This window comes from Streptomyces sp. NRRL F-5630 (assembly GCF_000719475.1).
Taxonomy (GTDB): Bacteria; Actinomycetota; Actinomycetes; order Streptomycetales; family Streptomycetaceae; genus Streptomyces.
Window position 1 is genome coordinate 61,407 of record NZ_JOGO01000008.1, and the last position, 18,675, is coordinate 80,081.

Annotated in this window: 15 protein-coding genes; 9 read left to right on the forward strand and 6 right to left on the reverse strand. The window is 73.3% G+C overall.

Annotated elements, in window-relative coordinates; all coding sequences use genetic code 11:
- Positions 1–30 precede the first annotated feature (30 nt).
- Positions 31–831 carry a GntR family transcriptional regulator gene (locus tag IF99_RS0106160; RefSeq protein ID WP_078655001.1) on the forward strand — a complete coding sequence of 267 codons (801 nt, stop codon included), beginning with the start codon at positions 31–33 and terminating at the stop codon, positions 829–831.
- Positions 832–1,157: 326 nt separating this feature from the next.
- On the opposite strand, the gene IF99_RS0106165 is transcribed toward IF99_RS0106160, so the two are convergent.
- Positions 1,158–1,946, reverse strand: coding sequence for an SDR family NAD(P)-dependent oxidoreductase (locus tag IF99_RS0106165; protein ID WP_030995320.1), 789 nt, complete (start codon positions 1,944–1,946; stop codon positions 1,158–1,160).
- A gap of 126 nt (positions 1,947–2,072) precedes the next feature.
- On the opposite strand from IF99_RS0106165, the gene IF99_RS0106170 reads away from it, so the two are divergent.
- On the forward strand, positions 2,073–2,699 hold the full coding sequence (locus IF99_RS0106170) for a TetR/AcrR family transcriptional regulator (RefSeq protein WP_078655002.1): 627 nt from the start codon (positions 2,073–2,075) through the stop codon (positions 2,697–2,699).
- Between the two features lie 123 nt (positions 2,700–2,822).
- Here the strand turns inward: IF99_RS0106170 and IF99_RS0106175 are convergent, their stop codons facing one another.
- A complete protein-coding gene (locus IF99_RS0106175; protein WP_030995322.1) occupies positions 2,823–3,827 on the reverse strand; it encodes an ArsR/SmtB family transcription factor in 1,005 nt (334 codons plus the stop codon).
- Positions 3,828–3,932: 105 nt separating this feature from the next.
- On the opposite strand from IF99_RS0106175, the gene IF99_RS0106180 reads away from it, so the two are divergent.
- The 7 genes from IF99_RS0106180 (at position 3,933) to IF99_RS0106210 (ending at position 13,717) form a co-directional block, all read left to right on the forward strand.
- Complete coding sequence (locus IF99_RS0106180; protein WP_051703387.1) at positions 3,933–5,222, forward strand: MFS transporter; 1,290 nt, start codon at positions 3,933–3,935, stop codon at positions 5,220–5,222.
- Between the two features lie 367 nt (positions 5,223–5,589).
- Positions 5,590–7,392 carry an acyclic terpene utilization AtuA family protein gene (locus IF99_RS0106185; RefSeq protein ID WP_051703388.1) on the forward strand — a complete coding sequence of 601 codons (1,803 nt, stop codon included), beginning with the start codon at positions 5,590–5,592 and terminating at the stop codon, positions 7,390–7,392.
- Positions 7,389–8,987 (forward strand): acyl-CoA carboxylase subunit beta, encoded by a 1,599-nt coding sequence (locus IF99_RS0106190; protein ID WP_030995325.1) that lies wholly within the window; start codon positions 7,389–7,391, stop codon positions 8,985–8,987. The genes IF99_RS0106185 and IF99_RS0106190 overlap by 4 nt, the downstream gene beginning before the upstream one ends.
- 84 nt (positions 8,988–9,071) lie before the next feature.
- Positions 9,072–11,207 carry a biotin carboxylase N-terminal domain-containing protein gene (locus IF99_RS0106195; protein WP_234340601.1) on the forward strand — a complete coding sequence of 712 codons (2,136 nt, stop codon included), beginning with the start codon at positions 9,072–9,074 and terminating at the stop codon, positions 11,205–11,207.
- Entirely contained in the window at positions 11,204–12,370 is a 1,167-nt protein-coding gene (locus IF99_RS0106200; RefSeq protein WP_030995327.1) for an acyl-CoA dehydrogenase family protein, read from the forward strand. The genes IF99_RS0106195 and IF99_RS0106200 overlap by 4 nt, the downstream gene beginning before the upstream one ends.
- Before the next feature lie 16 nt (positions 12,371–12,386).
- A complete protein-coding gene (locus IF99_RS0106205; RefSeq protein WP_030995328.1) occupies positions 12,387–13,121 on the forward strand; it encodes an enoyl-CoA hydratase family protein in 735 nt (244 codons plus the stop codon).
- Positions 13,109–13,717 (forward strand): TetR/AcrR family transcriptional regulator, encoded by a 609-nt coding sequence (locus IF99_RS0106210; protein ID WP_030995329.1) that lies wholly within the window; start codon positions 13,109–13,111, stop codon positions 13,715–13,717. Before IF99_RS0106205 ends, IF99_RS0106210 begins: the two co-directional genes overlap by 13 nt.
- Before the next feature lie 93 nt (positions 13,718–13,810).
- Here IF99_RS0106210 and IF99_RS0106215 read toward each other — a convergent pair whose 3' ends face one another.
- The 4 genes from IF99_RS0106215 to IF99_RS0106230 are packed head-to-tail and all read right to left on the reverse strand — an operon-like array spanning position 13,811 to position 18,522.
- Positions 13,811–14,836, reverse strand: coding sequence for an ABC transporter permease (locus tag IF99_RS0106215; RefSeq protein ID WP_030995330.1), 1,026 nt, complete (start codon positions 14,834–14,836; stop codon positions 13,811–13,813).
- Positions 14,833–15,795 carry an ABC transporter permease gene (locus IF99_RS0106220; protein WP_030995331.1) on the reverse strand — a complete coding sequence of 321 codons (963 nt, stop codon included), beginning with the start codon at positions 15,793–15,795 and terminating at the stop codon, positions 14,833–14,835. The genes IF99_RS0106215 and IF99_RS0106220 overlap by 4 nt, the downstream gene beginning before the upstream one ends.
- On the reverse strand, positions 15,788–17,419 hold the full coding sequence (locus tag IF99_RS0106225; protein WP_030995332.1) for a sugar ABC transporter ATP-binding protein: 1,632 nt from the start codon (positions 17,417–17,419) through the stop codon (positions 15,788–15,790). Before IF99_RS0106225 ends, IF99_RS0106220 begins: the two co-directional genes overlap by 8 nt.
- Positions 17,419–18,522: an ABC transporter substrate-binding protein gene (locus IF99_RS0106230; protein WP_030995333.1), complete on the reverse strand. Its 1,104-nt coding sequence runs from the start codon at positions 18,520–18,522 to the stop codon at positions 17,419–17,421. The genes IF99_RS0106225 and IF99_RS0106230 overlap by 1 nt, the downstream gene beginning before the upstream one ends.
- Positions 18,523–18,675 lie beyond the last annotated feature (153 nt).

Consider the following 18,675-nt stretch of genomic DNA (forward strand, 5'->3'; position numbering starts at 1 on the left):
GCCGAAGCAGGACACGGGAGGGACGCGGGAATGGCCGGTGGCTCCGCGCCGAAGAAGGAGCGGGTCCGCGAACACCTCCTCTCTCTTGTCAGGGGACGCGCGGTGGGAGAGGCCATCCCCTCCGAGCGCGTGCTCAGCGCGCAGCTCGGTGTCTCCCGGCCGACCCTGCGCGCGGCAGCGGACGAACTCGTCGCCTGCGGACTCCTGCGTCGCGAGCACGGCCGCGGCATGTTCGTCGCGGCTCCCGCCCACACCGTGCGGGAACTCCTCCCGACCGGCCGCGGCCCGGCCATGCCGCTCCCCCGGGGCACCACCTCCGGTCAGGTCCTCGCATGCTCCGTGGAAGGAGCGGAAGGGGCCCCGGGACAGCGGCTGCGAGTGGCGCCCGGGGACCTCCTCGTCCACGTCACGAGACTGTGGAGGGCCGAAGGACGCCCGCTGTCCCTCGAACACCTCTACCTCCCGCACGGCCTCGCCCCCGGCCCGCCGACGCACCCGCCCCGGGCCGATGAGCTGTACGCGTACCTTGAGGAGCACCGCCGGGCCGAGCAGTACGAGGCGGTCCAGTCGACCGAGCCGGTCCTCGTCGACGAGACCGAGGCCGCCGTCCTGGAGGTCGCTCACCTCTCCCCGGCGCTTCTCATCGAACGCCTCACCACCGACGAAACGGGCCGTCCCGTCGCATACGTGCGCGCCGTCTACCGGGGTGACCGCTACCGCGTCGTCTCCCGGCTCTCTGCGTCACGGCCGCGCCTGTGTGACACCGCTCCGCCGCCTTCACGCGCCGTGGTGGGGGACAAGAGCGGGGTGCGCCGGGGGGACAGCCCTTGACCCGTGCCAACGCGGGGGGCCCGCTCAGGGAGGGGCCCGAGGCTGCGGGCCTCCTCTCCACGACCTCGCGCCTGGTCATTCCCGCAGACCACGGCACGATTGCCGGGCCGGGGCCGGTGAACGGCAGGCAACGGCCGCAGCCGCGTCCTTGCGTTGCTGACCCCTGAGCCGGGGGAGTGGCCGGCCCTCCCGCTTCTCGGGGGAGGCGCCGCACTCCCTCTTGGCGAGCAATACCTGCGTACCGGGAACCGCGCCCGAGTCGAGGTACCTACCGGGAACCGCGCCCGAGTCGAGCGTTCCGAGGTCCGACGCCCCGGACGGTGCGATCACACGATCTTCGTGGCGCCCGCGTCGATCGCCCAGTTCTGGCCGATCGCGCTGGGCATGGTGGGTGAGGCGAGCAGCAGTACGGCGCGGGCGATCTCGGCGGGATCGATCATGGCGTCCACGAGCATTCCGTTCTGCTTGGGCATGGCCTTGAGCAGGGTCTCGTGCGCGACCCCCAGCCCCTTCGCGACGCGGGCGACGTATCCGTCCTCGCCGGTCGTGAGGCTGGTCCGCGTGAGGGAGGGCGACACCGTGTTGACGCGGACCCCCGAGGCCGCCACCCGTTCGGCGAGCCCTCGCGTGAAGGAGTTGAGCGCGGCCTTGGCCGAGGAGTAGGCCAGCGGCTCTCCGCCGGGGCGCCGCGCGGCGTCGGAGCTGATGTTGACCACCGCGCCCTGGGCGCGGACAAGGGCCGGCAGGGCGGCCCGGGTGACCTCCACGGCGGCGGTGAAATTGAGGGTGAGGGCTGCGGCCCAGGCGTCCTCCGCGGCGTCGAACGGATCTCCCACCGTCCCGTCCGGCAGCACCCCGCCGCCGACGTTGTTGACCAGGACGTCCAGCTGCGGGATGCCGGTCAGAGCCTCGTCCACCAAGGCTCGGGGGCCGTCGGGGGCCGACAGGTCCGCCGCGATGAACTTCGCGCCTGTGTCGTCCAGTTCGGGGGTGGTGTGCCGGGCGGTGGCGGTGACCCGGGCCCCTTCGCCGATGAACGCGCGAACGAGGGCGAGACCGATCCCCCTGCTCGCCCCGGTGACGAGGACATGTCGTCCTTCAAGCTGAAGGTCCATGGCGGACTCCCTTTGGTGGGGTGCTCTGACTGATTAATTAATGCGCCGAAGTCGCAGTAAAGTCAATAACTGCGACAGTGGAGTATCAGTTGGCTTCGCTACGATAGCGCAGACCAAGGAGACGACATGGGTGAGACAGGCACGTCCCGGCGGATGCGGGCCGACGCCGAGCGCAGCGTGGCCCGCATCCTGGATGCCGCTGAGACGGTCCTGGCGCAGGACCCGGCGGCACCACTGGAGCGGGTCGCCGACGCCGCCGGACTGACGCGCGCCACCGTGCACCGGCGGTTCGCCTCGCGGAAGGTGCTGCTGGACGCCCTGGCCGAGCGGCTGACCCGGCGCTATCTGCTCGGTCTCGCCGAAGCCCGTGTCGACACCGCCCCGCCTCTGATCGCGCTGTACCGGGTCACCGAGAGAGTCTTCGAGCTGAAGCTCAGCCATCGCTTCGCCATCCAGCTCACCGAAGCGCTCACCCCGGAAGTCCGCAACGGCCTGTGCACGCTCTTCGCGCGCCTCCACGAAGCAGGCGTGATCACGGCAAGCGATCCGGACTGGTGCCAGCGCGTCTATCTCGCGCTGCTGCACGAAGTGCACGACCTGCCCGCCGACGCACCGGCGCTGGCCGCGGGCGAGGCGCCGGACGAGGACGCGAGAAGGGTGGACCTGCAGGTCCGCACGGTCCTCGGAGCCCTGAACGGCAGCTCGCCCTCGCTGCTCGCGGGCGGCCCGCCGAACGAGACGAACGTCGGCTGACGCCGTGCCCCACCCCGTCATGGGTGGGCGGTCCCGCATACGTACCGGACCGGGAACGCCCCGGTGCCTCCCCCCAGTCCGCCGTCCCGGTACCGGGACGATGCGCCCCGGCCGCGGTGACGGCTACCCGTTCCCCTCCGGGTCGGCCCCGCCGGCCGCCAGCGCGGCCCCGAGCGGCGTGCGCTCGTACAGCACGCGGTGACCCTGGCGACGGGACACCAGCAGCCCCGCACCGCGCAGCGCGGACAGGTGCGCGGACACCGAGGAGGGGGCCAGTCCGAGCCGCTCGGCAAGGCCGGTCGTGGACGCCGGGTCGGTCAGCGCGCCCAGCACGCGCGCCCTGGCCTGGCCCAGGAGCCGTGCCAACGCCTCGGAGGCGTCCGGACCCGTGGTACGCCATAGCGCGCCGATCCCGCGTGCCGGATAGATCAGGGCCGGCTGCCAGGGTTCCTCGTAGCCGCCCGCCAGGTCCGGCCAGACGAACACGGACGGCATCAGGACCAGCCCGCCGCCCTCCAGGACGCGCTCGTGGTCCCCTCGGGTGCCGTTCACCGTGAGCGTGGAATCGCGCCATCGCACTCGGGGCCCGAACTCGCCCAGCAGTGCTGCCAGACCGCCGTCCGCGAGCCTCTGGGAACGGTAGGCGACGTCCGCCTCCAGCAAGGCCCGCAGCTGTGGCCAGTCCGGCTTCACCAGGACTTCCCAGGCGTGTCGTAGACGGTCCGCCAGGAGCGCCACGGCGTTCTCCGGATCGGCGAGCAGCGTCCGGCCCGTCCGGCTGCGAGCGGCGCCCGGCGTGTCGGCCAAGGCAAGCGCCATCTCCTTGCGCGCGACCGCTGGATCGGTCGCGCGCACCCGCGCGAGCTCCTCCTCGAACGTGGCCAGTGGTCCGGGCGGAGGCGGGCTCCAGAAGTCCGGGATGTGGCCGCCCTCCGGCATCAGCAGCCCGACCGGGCCCAGATCGAGCGCCGCCGCCCTCTCCCGCGTACGCCGCAGCCACGGCAGGTGGTATCCGCGTCCGGCCCCGCGCAGCGCGAGCCGGACAGCGGCCTGCGTCTCCCACAGAGGCGAGATCGCAAACCGCACGCGCAGCAGGTCGCGTGCGTCGAAGCGCAGATGGAACGGCATGCGGTGAACCTTCCCACCCGTGGAGGGGATCTCCAACGACGCCGGGACATTCGTCCTGAGCCGAAGGGATGGAATCGCCCGTCCTCCCGCCACAGGCTCACTCCCATGTCCACCTCACCACCGGTCGCACCCGCCGGCTCCCCCGGTCATGTTCCCGACGCCCGATCCGGCTACCGCGCGGTACTGCGCGTACGGGAGTTCCGGGCCGTGTTCGCCGCGCACCTGTTGTCCGTGCTCGGCGTCGTCGTCAGCGAGATCGCCCTCACAATCCTCGTCTACGACCTCACCCGCTCCCCGCTGTTGAGCGCGCTCACCTTCGCGGTCGGATTTCTGCCCTACCTGATCGGCGGCACTCTGCTGAGCGGCGTCACCGACCGTTACCCGGCCCGCCGTGTCCTGGTCGGATGCGATCTGCTGTGCGCGCTCATCGTCGCGGGCATGGTGCTGCCCGGCGTTCCGGTCATCGTGCTGCTGGGCCTGCGCTTCCTGCTCGCCGTCATCGCCCCGGTGTTCACCGGGACCCGCATGGCCGCGCTGACCGACATCCTGGGCGAGGGCGACCTGTACGTCCTCGGACGCTCGCTGTTGCGCGTCGTCTCGCAGAGCGCGCTCCTCGCGGGCTACGGCGCGGGCGGCGTACTGCTCGCGGTGTTCTCCCCTCGCGGCGCGATCACCGGCACCCTGCTCACCTTCCTGTGCTCGGCGGCCCTGCTGCGCTGGGGCACCCGGGCCCGTCCCGCCCGTCACGTCCGAAGGCGGGCGCGGTTGCTCGCCGAATCCCTGGCCGGGGCCCGGTATCTCTTCGCCGACCGCCGCACCCGTGCCCAGGTCCTGCTCTTCTGGGTGCCCGCCATGTTCGTGGTGGCGCCCGAGGCGCTCGCCGCACCGTACGCCGACAGCATCGGCGCCTCCCCGGCCGCGCTCGGCCTGTTGATGTGCGCGATGCCCGCCGGGCACATCGCCGCCGAACTCGGCGCCGGGTCGTTGCTCGCTCCGCGTACCCGCTCGCGGATCGTGTATCCGCTCGCCGCCCTCGGGCTGCTCCCGCTCGCCGGGTACGCGCTGCGGCCCTCGCTCGTCTGGGCGATACCCCTCTTGGTGCTGGCCGGTGTCGGCGGCGCCTACGCCGTGGGGCTGGACCAGTGGTTCGTGGCCAGCGTGCCCGAGGAGCTGCGCGGCCGGGGCATGACGCTGATGACGGCGGGCCTGATGACCGTGCAGGGGATCGGCATGGCACTCGCCGGGCTCGCCGCCGAGTTCTGGCCGGTGCACCGCGTCGTCGCCGGCTCCGCGGTGCTCGGCACCGCTGTCTGCGTCCTCCTGGTGGCCGAAGCACGCAGAGCGCGGGCACGTCCCGAGACCTGGCGCGCCGACGAAGGTGCCGGAGCCCTGTAGGCCGCTTCCGGCCGGTCCGCCGGCGTCGCGCGGTCCCCCGGGCCGGGGCACGGTGGCGTGCGAGGTGTGCATGGCGGTATCGGGCCGGGAGGAGTCGCGTGCATGGCCGTGCCGGGCCGCGGCGCGTCACGGGGGCGAGACGTGACGGCATCGAGAGAGCGTTCCGGGGTCCGTCTGCCTCGTCAACGGGGCGACGCGCTCGCCCGCCCCGTCAGCCGCCCTCCGCACCCGTCCGTGCGCCTTCCGCGTGTCGTCTCGTGTCGCCGCAGAAAATCATGCAAGCGCGCTTGCTTGTTTTGTCGCGTGCTGTGATGCTGCACTCTGCGAGGCCCCGTGTTTTCTCCAACACCGTTAAGGAGCAACCGCGTTGACTCCCTCAGCCTCCTCGGCGCCCTCCGCCCCGCTCCGGGTCGGCAACGCGTCCGGTTTCTACGGTGACCGCTTCTCGGCCGTGCGGGAGATGCTGTCGGACGGGCCGCTCGACGTGCTGACGGGGGACTACCTCGCCGAGCTGACGATGCTCATCCTCGGTCGCGACCGGCTCAAGGACCCGGCGGCCGGATACGCCCGCACCTTCCCGCGTCAGCTCGCCGAGTGCCTCCACCTCGTCGCCGAGCGCGGCGTCCGCGTCGTCACCAACGCGGGCGGCCTCAACCCGGCGGGGTTGGCGGAGGAGTTGCGGCGGCTCGTGCGCCGCGAAGGGCTCGGCATACCCGTGGCGTACGTGAGCGGGGACGACCTCCTCGCCCGCCCGGAGGCCGCGGGCCGGGAGAGCTGGGGCGAGGGGGTGCTCACAGCCAACGCCTACCTCGGCGGACACGGCATCACCGCGTGCCTGCGCTCGGGCGCCCAGCTCGTCGTCACCGGGCGCGTCACCGACGCCGCGCTGGTCAGCGGCGCCGCCGCCGCGCACTTCGGCTGGAGCCCGGACGACCACGACCGCCTGGCGGGCGCCGTCGTCGCGGGGCACCTCCTGGAGTGCGGCGCCCAGGTCACGGGGGGCAACTACAGCGGCTTCACCGCCCACGACGTACGCCGCCCCGGCTTCCCGCTCGCCGAGATCGCCGCGGACGGCAGCGCGGTCCTCACCAAGCATCCCGGCACGGGCGGCGCCGTCACCACGGGCACCGTCACGGCCCAGCTCCTCTACGAGACGGGACCGGCGCGCTACCTGGGGCCCGACGTCGTCGCCCGCCTCGACACGGTACGGATCGCGGCCGAGGGCCCCGACCGGGTCCGCGTGCACGGGGTACGGGGGGAGGCGCCGCCGCCCACGCTCAAGGTCGGCCTCTGCCGCCTCGGCGGCCACCGCGGCGAGGTCGTCTTCGTCCTCACCGGGCTCGACATCCCCGCCAAGGCGGCGCTCGTCCGCGCCCAGCTCGCCGACGCCCTCGCCGCGCGACCGCCCGCACGCGCCGACTGGGAACTCGTCCGCACCGACCATCCCGACGCCGCCACCGAGGAGACCGCGAGCGCCCTGCTCCGCCTCGTCGTGCGCGATCCCGACCCCGAGGTCGTGGGGCGCGGGATCGGCGCCGCCGCCGTCGAACTCGGCCTCGCCGGCTACCCCGGCTTCCACCTCACCGCACCGCCCGGAAAGCCGTCCCCGTACGGCGTGTTCACCGCGACGACCGTCCCGCAGGCCGCCGTGCGCCACACCGCGCACCTCCCGGACGGCGCCACGCTCGACGTCCCGCCGCCCGCGCGCACCGCCGCACCCCCGCCCACCGCGCCCCGCGTGGAGCTGCCGGCGCCGCCCGGGGCGGGGCCGGTGCGGCGGGTCCCGCTCGGGTTCGTCGCCGGGGCGCGCAGCGGCGACAAGGGCGGCGACGCCAACCTCGGCGTCTGGGCGCGCGAGCCCGCCGCGTGGCCCTGGCTCGTCCACCACCTCACCACCGAGCGCCTGCGCACCCTCCTGCCGGAGACGGCGCCGCTCACGGTGACCCGGCACGTCCTGCCCCACCTCCACGCCGTCAACTTCGTCGTGGAAGGTCTCCTCGGCGAGGGCGCCGCCGCCCGCCACCGCTTCGACCCGCAGGCCAAGGCGCTGGGGGAGTGGCTGCGGGCCCGCCACGTCGACGTACCGGCCGCGCTGCTCGGCCCCGTGCCGCAGGCTCCGCGCGACCCCGACCCCGCGCCCCCCGACGCCCCAGAGGAGACCCGCGCGTGACCCTCCTGCCCACCCTCGTGGACCCCGCCGCGCCCGCCCACCTCGCGCGCCGCGCCGCGCTCCTCGACAAGCTCGCCGCGCTCGGCACGGAGCACGCCAAGGCCCTCGCGGGCGGCGGCGAGAAGTACGTGACACGGCATCGCGGGCGCGGCAAGCTCCTCGCCCGCGAGCGCGTCGAACTCCTCCTCGACCGCGACACCCCGTTCCTCGAACTGTCCCCGCTCGCCGGCTGGGGCAGCGACTGGACCGTGGGCGCCTCGCTCGTCACCGGGATCGGCACCGTGAGCGGCGTCGAGTGCGTCATCACCGCCAACGACCCGACCGTGCGCGGCGGAGCCAGCAACCCGTGGACGCTGAGGAAGGCGCTGCGCGCCCACGAGATCGCCCGCGCCAACCGGCTGCCCGTCATCAGCCTCGTCGAGTCCGGCGGGGCCGACCTGCCCTCGCAGAAGGAGATCTTCATCCCCGGCGGCGCGCTCTTCCGGGACCTCACGCGGCTGTCCGCCGAGGGAGTCCCGACCGTCGCCGTCGTCTTCGGCAACTCGACGGCGGGCGGCGCGTACATCCCCGGCATGTCCGACCACGTCGTGATGGTCAAGGACCACGCGAAGGTCTTCCTCGGCGGTCCACCGCTCGTCAAGATGGCCACGGGCGAGGAGAGCGACGACGAATCACTCGGCGGCGCGGACATGCACGCCCGTGTCTCGGGCCTCGCCGACCACCTCGCCCTCGACGAACCCGACGCGCTCCGCCTCGCCCGCCGCGTCGTCGCCCGCCTGAACCACCGCAAGGCCCACCCCGCCCCGGAACCCGCCCCGCCCCCCTGCCACGACCCCGAGGAACTCCTCGGCCTCGTCCCCGAGGACCTGCGCGAGCCCTTCGACCCGCGCGAGGTCATCGGGCGCCTCGTCGACGCCTCCGACTACGACGAGTTCAAGCCCCTCTACGGCACCAGCCTCACGACCGGCTGGGCCCGCCTGCACGGCTACCCGATCGGCATCCTCGCCAACGCGCGCGGTGTCCTGTTCAGCGAGGAGTCCCAGAAGGCCGCCCAGTTCATCCAGCTCGCCAATCAGCGCGACATCCCCCTCCTCTTCCTCCACCACACGACCGGTTTCATGGTCGGCAAGGAGTACGAGCAGGGCGGCATCGTCAAGCACGGCAGCATGATGATCAACGCCGTCGCCAACTCCCGCGTCCCCCACCTGTCCGTCCTCCTCGGCGCCTCCTACGGCGCCGGGCACTACGGCATGTGCGGGCGCGCCTTCGACCCGCGCTTCCTGTTCGCCTGGCCCAGCGCCAGGTCCGCCGTCATGGGCCCGCAGCAACTCGCCGGAGTCCTCTCGCTCGTCGCCCGTGCCTCCGCCGCCGCGAAGGGCCGCCCGTACGACGACGAAGCGGACGCCTCGCTGCGCGCGATGGTCGAGCAGCAGGTCGAGGCCGAGTCCCTGCCCGTCTTCCTCTCGGGACGCCTCTACGACGACGGCATCATCGACCCGCGCGACACGCGCACGGTTCTCGGCCTGTGCCTCTCCGCCGTCCACACGGCCGAAGTCCGGGGCAGTCGCGGGGGATTCGGTGTCTTCCGCATGTGAGGGACGGTACCGGCGCGGTCCGTACGCGCCGCGCCGCGCCCGCCCGTACGAGCACACCCCCCGTCCCGCGAGAGGAGTCACCCCATGACCGTCACCCCGCGCCCCGTCACCCGCCTCCTCGTCGCCAACCGCGGCGAGATCGCCCGCCGCGTCCAGCGCACCTGCCGCGCACTCGGCATCACCACCGTCGCCGTCCACTCCGACCCCGACACGCACGCCCCGCACGCCACCGAGGCCGACTTCGCCGTGCGCCTCCCCGGATCCGCGCCCGCCGACACCTACCTGCGCGCCGACCTCGTCCTCGACGCGGCGCGCGCCGCCGGGGCCGACGCCGTGCACCCGGGCTACGGCTTCCTCTCCGAGAACGCCGCCTTCGCCCGCGCCGTCACCGGCGCCGGGCTCACCTGGATCGGCCCGCCCCCCGAGGCCATCGAGGCCATGGCGTCCAAGACCCGGGCCAAGGACCTCATGGCCCGCGCGGGCGTCCCCCTCCTCGCCGCCGTCGATCCCGCCGAGGCCACCGAGAAGGACCTCCCGCTGCTCCTGAAGGCAGCGGCGGGCGGCGGCGGGCGCGGGATGCGGATCGTTCGGGATCTCGCGGACCTTCCCGGGGAACTCACCGCCGCGCGCGCCGAGGCCCGCGCCGCCTTCGGCGACGACGAGGTGTTCGCCGAGCCGTACCTCGACCGGGGCCGGCACGTGGAGGTGCAGATACTCGCCGACCTCCACGGCACCGTATGGGTCCTCGGCACCCGCGACTGTTCCCTCCAGCGCCGCCACCAGAAGGTGATCGAGGAGGCACCCGCTCCTCTCCTGCCGCCCGCGCTGCGCACGCGCCTGCACCGGGCCGCCGAGGCCGCCGCGCGCGCCGTCGCGTACACCGGCGCCGGAACCGTCGAGTTCCTCGTCGAGAAGGACCGCGCCCACTTCCTGGAGATGAACACGCGCCTCCAGGTCGAACACCCCGTCACCGAGGCCGTCCACGGCGTCGACCTCGTCGCCCTCCAGATCGCCGTCGCCGAGGGCGAGCCCCTGCCGCCCGCCCCGCCCGCCCCGAGCGGGCACGCCGTCGAGGCCCGCCTCTACGCAGAGGACCCCGCCGACGAGTGGCGCCCCCGTACCGGGCGCCTGCACCGCTTCCGCGTTCCCGGCCACCTGCGCACCGACTCCGGGGTCATCGACGGCGACACCATCGGCGTCCACTACGACCCGCTCCTCGCCAAACTCGTCGCCCACGCCCCCACCCGCCGGGCGGCGCTGCGCGCCCTCGCCGACGGACTCGCCCGCACCACCCTCCACGGCCCCGTCACCAACCGCGACCTCCTCGTACGCACCCTGCGCCACCCCGAGGTCGTCGCGGGCGGCGCCGACACCTCCTTCTACGGCCGCCGTCTCGCCGAGCTGACCGCGCCCGGCGACGCCCTCGCCGGGGAACTGGCCGCGCTCGCCGCCGCCGTCGCCCAGGCCCGTACCGCCGCGGGAGGCCGTGGCGGCCCCGGCGGCTGGCGGAACCTCCCCTCGGCCCCCGCGCTGCGCGCCTACCGCGCCGAACCCGCGGGCACCGTCCACGAGATCCGCTACCGCACCACGCGCGACGGCATCCGCCCGGAGGACCACCCCGGCGTCACGGTGGAGCCCGCCTCCCGCCCGGGCACGGTCCACCTCACGCGTGAGGGCGTCCGCCGCGCGTACCACGTCGCCGTCTACGGCGAGGAGGACGGCGCCGAGGTCTACGTCGACACCCCCGGCGGCGCCTCGTACGCCTTCACCGCCCTGCCCCGCTTCCCCGCACCCGTCGCCCCCACCGCGCCCGGCTCCCTCCTCGCCCCGCTCCCCGGCACCGTCGTCCGCCTCGCCGAAGGACTCCGTGAAGGGGCCGAAATCGCCGAGGGAGCACCGCTGTTGTGGCTGGAGGCGATGAAGATGGAGCACCGGGTGAGTGCCCCGCGCGCCGGAGTCCTCGTCCGCCTCCCGGTCGGGCCCGGCCGGCAGGTCGAAGTCGGCGCGCTCCTCGCGGTCATCGCGGACCCGCCCCGGGACACCCCGCGCGACAGCTCACGGGACGGGCTTCGCGACGCCTCGCGCCAGGCACCGCACGACACTTCACGAGACGGCCTTCGCGACACCCGATGCCAGGCACCGCGCGACGCGCCGCACGACGCCCCGCCCGCCCCCGTGCCCGAGACCCCCCGTCCCCCGAAGGAGGACCCCGCACCATGAGTGTTTCCGACATCGTGGAGAGCCAGGAGCACCAGGACCTGCGCGCCGCCGTCGCCACCTTCGCCCGCTCCTACGGCCGCGACTACCTCACCCGCGCGCTCGGCGCCGGGAAGCCCCCGAGTGAGCTGTGGCGCGAGGCGGGCAAGCTCGGCTACCTCGGCGTGAGCATCCCCGAGGGGTACGGGGGAGGGGGCGGCGGGATCAGCGAACTCGCCCTCGTCCTCGAAGAACTCGGCGCCGCCGGATCGCCGCTGCTCATGATGGTCGTCTCCCCGGCGATCTGCGCCACCGTCCTCACCCGCTTCGGCACCGAGGCGCAGAAACGGGCCTGGCTGCCCGGGCTCGCCGACGGCAGCCGCGTCATGGCCTTCGGCATCACCGAACCCGACGCGGGCTCCAACTCCCACCGCATCACCACCACCGCGCACCGCGAGGGCGGGGCCTGGGTACTCACCGGGCGCAAGGTCTTCGTCTCGGGCGTCGACCTCGCCGACGCCGTCCTCGTCGTCGGACGCACCGCCGACGCCCGCAGCGGCCGCCTCAAGCCCTGCCTCTTCATCGTCCCGAGGGACACTCCGGGCTTCACGCGCACGCCCATCGCGATGGAACTCAAGGCCGCCGAGAAGCAGTTCGAGCTGACGCTCGACGACGTGCGCCTCCCCGCCGACGCGCTCGTCGGCGACGAGGACGCGGGTCTCCTCCAGCTCTTCGCCGGGCTCAACCCCGAACGCGTCATGACCGCCGCCTTCGCGATCGGCATGGGCCGCTACGCGCTCGGCCGTGCCGTCGCGTACGCCAAGGAACGCACGGTCTGGAAGACGCCCATCGGCGCCCACCAGGCCATCGCCCACCCCCTCGCCCAGGCCCACATCGAACTCGAACTCGCCCGCCTCATGACCCGCCGCGCCGCCGCGCTCTACGACGCGGGCGACGACATCGGCGCGGGCGAGGCCGCGAACATGGCCAAGTACGCCGCCGCCGAAGCCTGCGCGCACGCCGTCGACCAGTCCGTCCACACCCTCGGCGGCAACGGCCTCACCGAGGAGTTCCAGCTCGCGCCCCTCCTCACCGCGAGCCGCGTCGCACGCATCGCGCCCGTGAGCCGCGAGATGATCCTCAACTACGTCTCGCACCAGACCCTCGGCCTGCCCAAGTCCTACTGACGCCAACGGAGTTGTCGTGACCCTCCTGATCCGCCCCGACGTGCGGGGCGTGCGCGCCGTGCTGCTCGACGCCCCGGAGCGGCGCAACGCCCTCTCCGCGCCCCTCGTCGCCGCGCTCACGACGGCTCTCACCGAGGCGGGCGCGGACCCCGCCGTCCGTGCCGTCGTCCTCGGCCACACCGGGACGACCTTCAGCGCGGGCGCCGACCTCAAGGAGCCCCCCGAGCCCGCCGCGATCCTCACCCTGCTCCACACCGTCGTCGCCCTCCCCAAGCCCGTCGTCGCCGCCGTCACGGGCCACGTACGGGCGGGGGGCCTCGGCCTCCTCGGCGCCTGCGACCTCGGCTTCGCCGGACCGGCGGCCGACTTCGCCTTCACGGAGGCCCGCCTCGGCCTCGCGCCCGCCGTCATCTCCCTCCCCCTCGCCGCCCGCCTCAGCCCCACCGCCGCCCGCCGCTACTTCCTCACAGGGGAGCGCTTCGGAGCCGCGGAAGCCGCCCGCATCGGGCTCGTCACCGAGGCCGTGGAGGACGTGGACGCCGCGCTCGCCCCGGTGCTCGACGCCCTGCGCGCCTGCTCCCCGCAGGGGCTCGCCGAGAGCAAGCGACTCGCCACCGCTACAGTGCTCGCGGACTTCGCCGCGCGCGGCGAGGACATGCTCGCCCTCTCGGCCGGGCTCTTCGCCTCCGCCGAGGCACGCGAGGGAATGACGGCCTTCCTCGAACGACGGGACCCTTCATGGGCACGGTGACACGCGCCGCACGCGGCGGACCACCCCGGCAGGACCGCAGCCGCGCCACGCGCGAACGGCTCCTCGAAGCCGCCGTCACGTGCGTCGCCGAACACGGCTGGACCCGCTCCACCGTCGCCGTCGTCGCGGAACGCGCGGGCGTCTCGCGCGGCGCGGCCCAGCACCACTTCCCTACCCGCGAGGACCTCTTCACGGCCGCCGTCGCCTACATGGCCGAAGAACGCTCCGCGGCCCTGCGCGCTCTCTTCCCCGGCCCCCCGCCCGATCGCCACGCCGTCGTCTCCGCCCTCGCCGACCTCTACACGGGCCCCCTCTTCCGCGCCGCCCTCCAACTCTGGGTCGTCGCCTCGCAGGAGGAGAGCCTGCGCGAGGCCGTCGTCGCGCTCGAAGCCCGCGTGGGCCGCGAGACCCACCGCATCGCCGTCACCCTCCTCGGCGCCGACGAGTCACGCCCCGGGGTGCGCGAAACGGTCCAGGGCCTCCTCGACATGTGCCGCGGCCTGGGCCTCGCCGGCCTCCTCACGGACGACGGCCCGCGCCGGGAGCGCGTGGTGCGGCAGTGGGCCGCGCTCCTCGACGCGGCGCTGGGGGACTGAGGCACGGGGCGGGGACACGGTCGGGGGCACGGGCCTCCTCGTACGAGAGGCACGGCGCACCACCCGCCCGCGCCCGACCGGCGCTCCTGCGCCTCACCCCACGCGCCGCCTCCGCCGTGCCAGCCACGTCTGCGCGATCACCACGACCGCCAGGAACGCGCCGGACACCACCTGCTGGTACGAGGAGTCCAGCGAACCGATCTGGTTGATGATGTTCTGGATCACTTTCAGCAGCAGGACACCGACGAGCGAGCCGCTCAGGAAACCGGACCCGCCGCTCAGGAGCGTCCCGCCGATCACCACGGCCGAGATCGCGTCCAGTTCCATACCGTTGCCGAGAATCGTCACGCCCGAGGCCAGCCACGCCGCGTTCAGGGCGCCCGCGAGCCCCGCGCACAGCCCCGACAGCGTGTAGACGTACGCCTTCGTACGGGCTACCGGCACCCCCATGAGCGCCGCCGCGTCCTCGTTCCCGCCCACCGCGTACACGTACTGCCCGAAGCGACTGCGGCGCAGCGCCACTCCGCCGAGCAGGAACAGCGCGACCGTGAGCCACACCGGGACCCCGACGCCGAGCAGCTTGCTCTGCCCGAGGTGCGTGAACCACGTCGACTTGTCGACAAGGTAGGTGTTCGCGCCCTCGTCCGTCACCGCGAGCAGCAGCCCCCGCGCGCCCAGCATCGACGCCAGCGTCACGATGAACGGGGCGAGCCGTGCCCGCGAGATGAGCAGCCCGTTCACCAGACCGATGAGCCCGCACACCGCGAGCGGCAACAGCAGTGCCACGGCGGTGCCGTACCGCGAACCCCACGCCGCGAGCACCCCGCCGAGCGCGAAGAGCGAGCCCACCGACAGGTCGATGCCGCCCGTGACGATGACGAAGGTCATGCCGAGCGCCACCACGGCCAGGAACGACGAGGACAGCGCCATGCCCTCCAGGTTGTCCCCGGTCAGGAACGTGTCGAAGGACAGGCTCGCGACGACGACCGCCACGACGAGCGTGAGCAGCGCCCCGTGCTGCTGCGCGAGCGCGCTCAGCCGCTCCCCGCGCCCGGGGCCCCGTTCCTCGGGGAACACCCGCTTCTCCTCGGCCGGGACCTCGGCGATCGTGCCGTTCACCGCTTCCCCCTCTCCCGCGCCGCGTAGACCGCGAGGACGATGACGACGGCCTGCGCGATCTGCGTCCACGAGGGCGGCAGGTCGTGCTTGATGAGCGTGGCCGTCAGCAACTGGATGAGCACCGCGCCCGCGACCGTGCCGCCGATCCGTACCCGGCCCCCCGACAGCGGGGTGCCGCCCACCACGACGGCGGTGATCGCGGAGAGTTCCATGAGCGTGCCGAGCGAGGTCGGGTCGCTCGCCTGGAGCCGTGCCGTCGCGAGAATCCCCGCCACCGCCGCGAGCAGCCCCGACACCACGTACACGATCACGAGCACGCGCCGCACCGGGAGCCCCGCGAGTTTCGCCGCCGCCCGGCTGTCGCCGATCGCGAGCAACTGCCGCCCGAACGTGGTGCGCCGCACCACGAAGGCCACCACCACGGCGAGCACGGCCGCGATGAGGACGAGATACGGGATGCCCAGCACGGAGCCGGTGCCGAGCGTGTTCATCCCCGGATTGCGCACGTCCTTGAGCTGGGGCAGCAGCACGAGCGCGAGACCGCGACCGCCCACCATCAGCGCGAGTGTCGCCACGATCGGCTGCACCCCGACGAAGGCGACGAGCGCTCCACTGGCGAGCCCCGCGAGCACCCCGCCGAGCGCCGCCATGAGCAGCGCGGGCACGAGCCCGTACCCGAGGTAGAGCGAGAGGAGCGAGGTCGCGAGCGCCATCACCGCGCCCACCGACAGGTCCACGCCCTCGGTGCCGATCGCGAGCGCCATGCCGAGCGCCACGATGACGATCGGTGCGACCTGGACGGCCTGGGTGCGGAAGTTCTCGGTGGACAGGAAGTGGGGCGTAAAGGCGATGTTGACGAGGAGGAGGACCACGACGCCCGCGTAGACGCCGTACTCCTGGAGCAGTCGGCGCAGCCGCTGCCGGTCGGCGAGCGTCGCGCGCAGTGCCAGCTCAGTCATCCCCGTCCCCCCTCCCGGCGGCGTCGCGCCCTCCGCCCCCGCCGCTTCCGCCGCCCCCGCCGAGGAGCGCGTCCCCGGCCGGTACCACCGAGGCGATCTCGGCCTTGCCCGCCTTCTCGTCCGCCGAGGGCGCGGTCGCGATCGCCGCCATGAGGTGGTCCTCGCTCACCTCGGCCCCCGACAGTTCGGCGACCACCGCGCCGTCCTTCAGCACCACCACGCGGTCCGAACCCTCCACGAGTTCCTCCGGGTCGGAGGAGATGAGCACGACACCGAGGCCCTCCCCGGCCAGTTCATCGACGAGCCGCTGCACCTCCGCCTTCGCCCCGACGTCGATGCCCCGGGTCGGCTCGTCGAGAAGCAGCACCTGCGGGTGCATCGCGAGCCAGCGCGCCAGCAGCACCTTCTGCTGGTTGCCCCCGGACAGCTCGCCGACCTTCTGGCCGACGCCCGAGGTCTTGATGCGCAGCCGCTTCACGAAGGTGTCCACGATCCTGTCGACGCGCTTCTCGTCGACGAGGCCGAAGCGCGAGAGCCCCGGGAGCGCGGCGAGCGCGATGTTCTCCCGCACCGAGAGGCCCGGCACGATGCCCTCGGCCTTGCGGTCCTCGGGCAACAGGCTGATCCCGGCACGGATGGCGGCGGGCGTCGACCCGGTGCGTACGGGAGCGCCGTCCACCGCGACCGTGCCCGCGTCGGGCGGCAGCGCGCCGGCCACGGCCCGCACGGTCTCGCTGCGGCCCGAACCGAGGAGCCCGCCGAGCCCGACGACCTCCCCGGGGCGGACCGCGAACGACACCTTCTCCAACTGGTGCCGCACCGACAGTCCGTCCACGGCGAGTACCGGCTGCCCCTGCCGGGCGTGGTTGCCCGTGAACTTCGTGACGCCCTCGGCACGCACCTCGCCGAGCTGCCTGCCCAGCATGAGCGAGACGAGCCGCAGCCGCTCCAGCTCCGCGAGCGGCCCGGTGTGCACGACCTTGCCGTCGCGCAGCACCGTCACCTGGTCGCACACCTCGTACAACTCGTCGAGCCGGTGACTCACGTACACCACCGCGATGCCCCGCTCGCGCAGCATCCGGATGACGCCGAAGAGCGTCTCCACCTCACGCGGTTCGAGCGAGGACGTCGGCTCGTCCATGATGACGACCTTCGCGTTGACCGAGACCGCGCGGGCGAGCGCCACCATCTGCTGTGTGCCGACGCTGAGTTCGCCCAGCGGACGGCGTACATCCACCCGCACGCCGAGCGCCGCGAGCGCCTGGGCCGCCTCGCGGTGCATCCGCCCGAAGTCCACGAGGCCGAGGGCGCGCCGCGGCTCGCGGCCCAGGAAGAGGTTGCGCGCCACGCTCATGAGCGGGACGAGGTTGACCTCCTGGTAGATCGTGGAGATCCCCGCCTCCTGTGCCTGGAGCGGCGTCGCGAACCGCACCTGCTCGCCCTGGTACGTGACGCTGCCCCCGTCGGCGCGGTAGACCCCGGTCAGCACCTTGATGAGCGTGGACTTCCCGGCGCCGTTCTCCCCGATGAGCGCGTGCACCTCGCCGGCGCGGGCGGTGAAGTCCACGCCGTCAAGGGCACGCGTCCCGGGAAAGACCTTGGTCAGTCCCGTGACGGAGAGCATCAGAAGGCCTTGCCCAGGTCGGCCGCGGCGTTGTCCTTGTCGTAGGCGCTGTCCTTGATGACGATGTCCTGCCGGACCTCCTCGCCCTTCGTGAAGGTGTCGAGGGTCTGGAAGGCGAGCGGGCCGAAGCGCGGGTTGGACTCGATGACCCCCGAGATCCAGCCGTCCACGATCTGCTTGACCGCGTTGCGCGTCCCGTCGACCGTCACGATCTTGACGGCGCCGGGCTTCTTGCCCGCGCTCTTGAGGGCGTTGACGGCGCCGAGGCCCATCTCGTCGTTCTCGGCGTAGACGCCCTTGATCCCGGGCTTGGACTGGATGAGCTGCTCGGTGACCGACTGGCCCTTCTCGCGGGAGAAGTCGCCCGTCTGCTCGAAGACCACCTTGAGGTCCGGGGCCTTCTCGGCGATGCGGTCCTTGAAGCCCTTGGTGCGCTCCGTCGTGACGTTGTTCCCCGCCGCGCCGAGCAGGATCGCGACCTCGCCCTTGCCGCCCGTCGCCTCGATCATCTTGTCCGCCGCGCGCTTGCCCTGCTCGACGAAGTCCGAGCCGATGAAGCTCACATAGTCCTTGCAGGGCTCGGCGTTGATCTTGCGGTCGATTGTGACGATCGGGATCTTCTTGGCGCTCGCGGCCCGCAGCACCGGCTCCCAGCCGTCGGAGTTGAGCGGGGCGATGACCAGCAGGTCCGCGCCCTTCGCGATGAGGTCCTGCACATCGCTGATCTGCTTCGAGAACTGCGACTGCGCGTTGACGGCGAGGAGTCTGACGCCGCGCTTCTTCGCCTCGGACTTGAGCGAGGCCGTCTCCGCGATGCGGAAGGGGTTGGCCTCCTTCTCGGACTGCGAGAAGCCCACCGTCGCCGAGGCGAGGTCGATCTTCTTCGCCCCGTAGGCGTCGAGCGTGCAGCCCTTGCCGCCGGCCGCCGGGGTCTCGACGACCTGCCCCGCGTCCTTGCCCCCGCTCGCGGTCGCGTTCTTGTCCTTCGACCCGCTGTCGTCGTCCTCCGACTTGGCGCAGCCGGTGGCGAGGGCGAGACTCGCGGTCAGGGAGACGGCCACCAGGGCCTTGAGGGTGGTGCGGTGGTACGCGGACGACTTCATGGTGTTCTCCCGTAGCGGCACGGACCCGTGCGAGCGCACGGGCACGAGGGAAAGGAACGTGGTCGTACTGCGGTCGACCCGCGACCGGGGTCAACTCCGCTTGTGCGTCTGGTTTTTACATCGTTGGAAGGTGGCTGTAAACCCCTCGCGGCC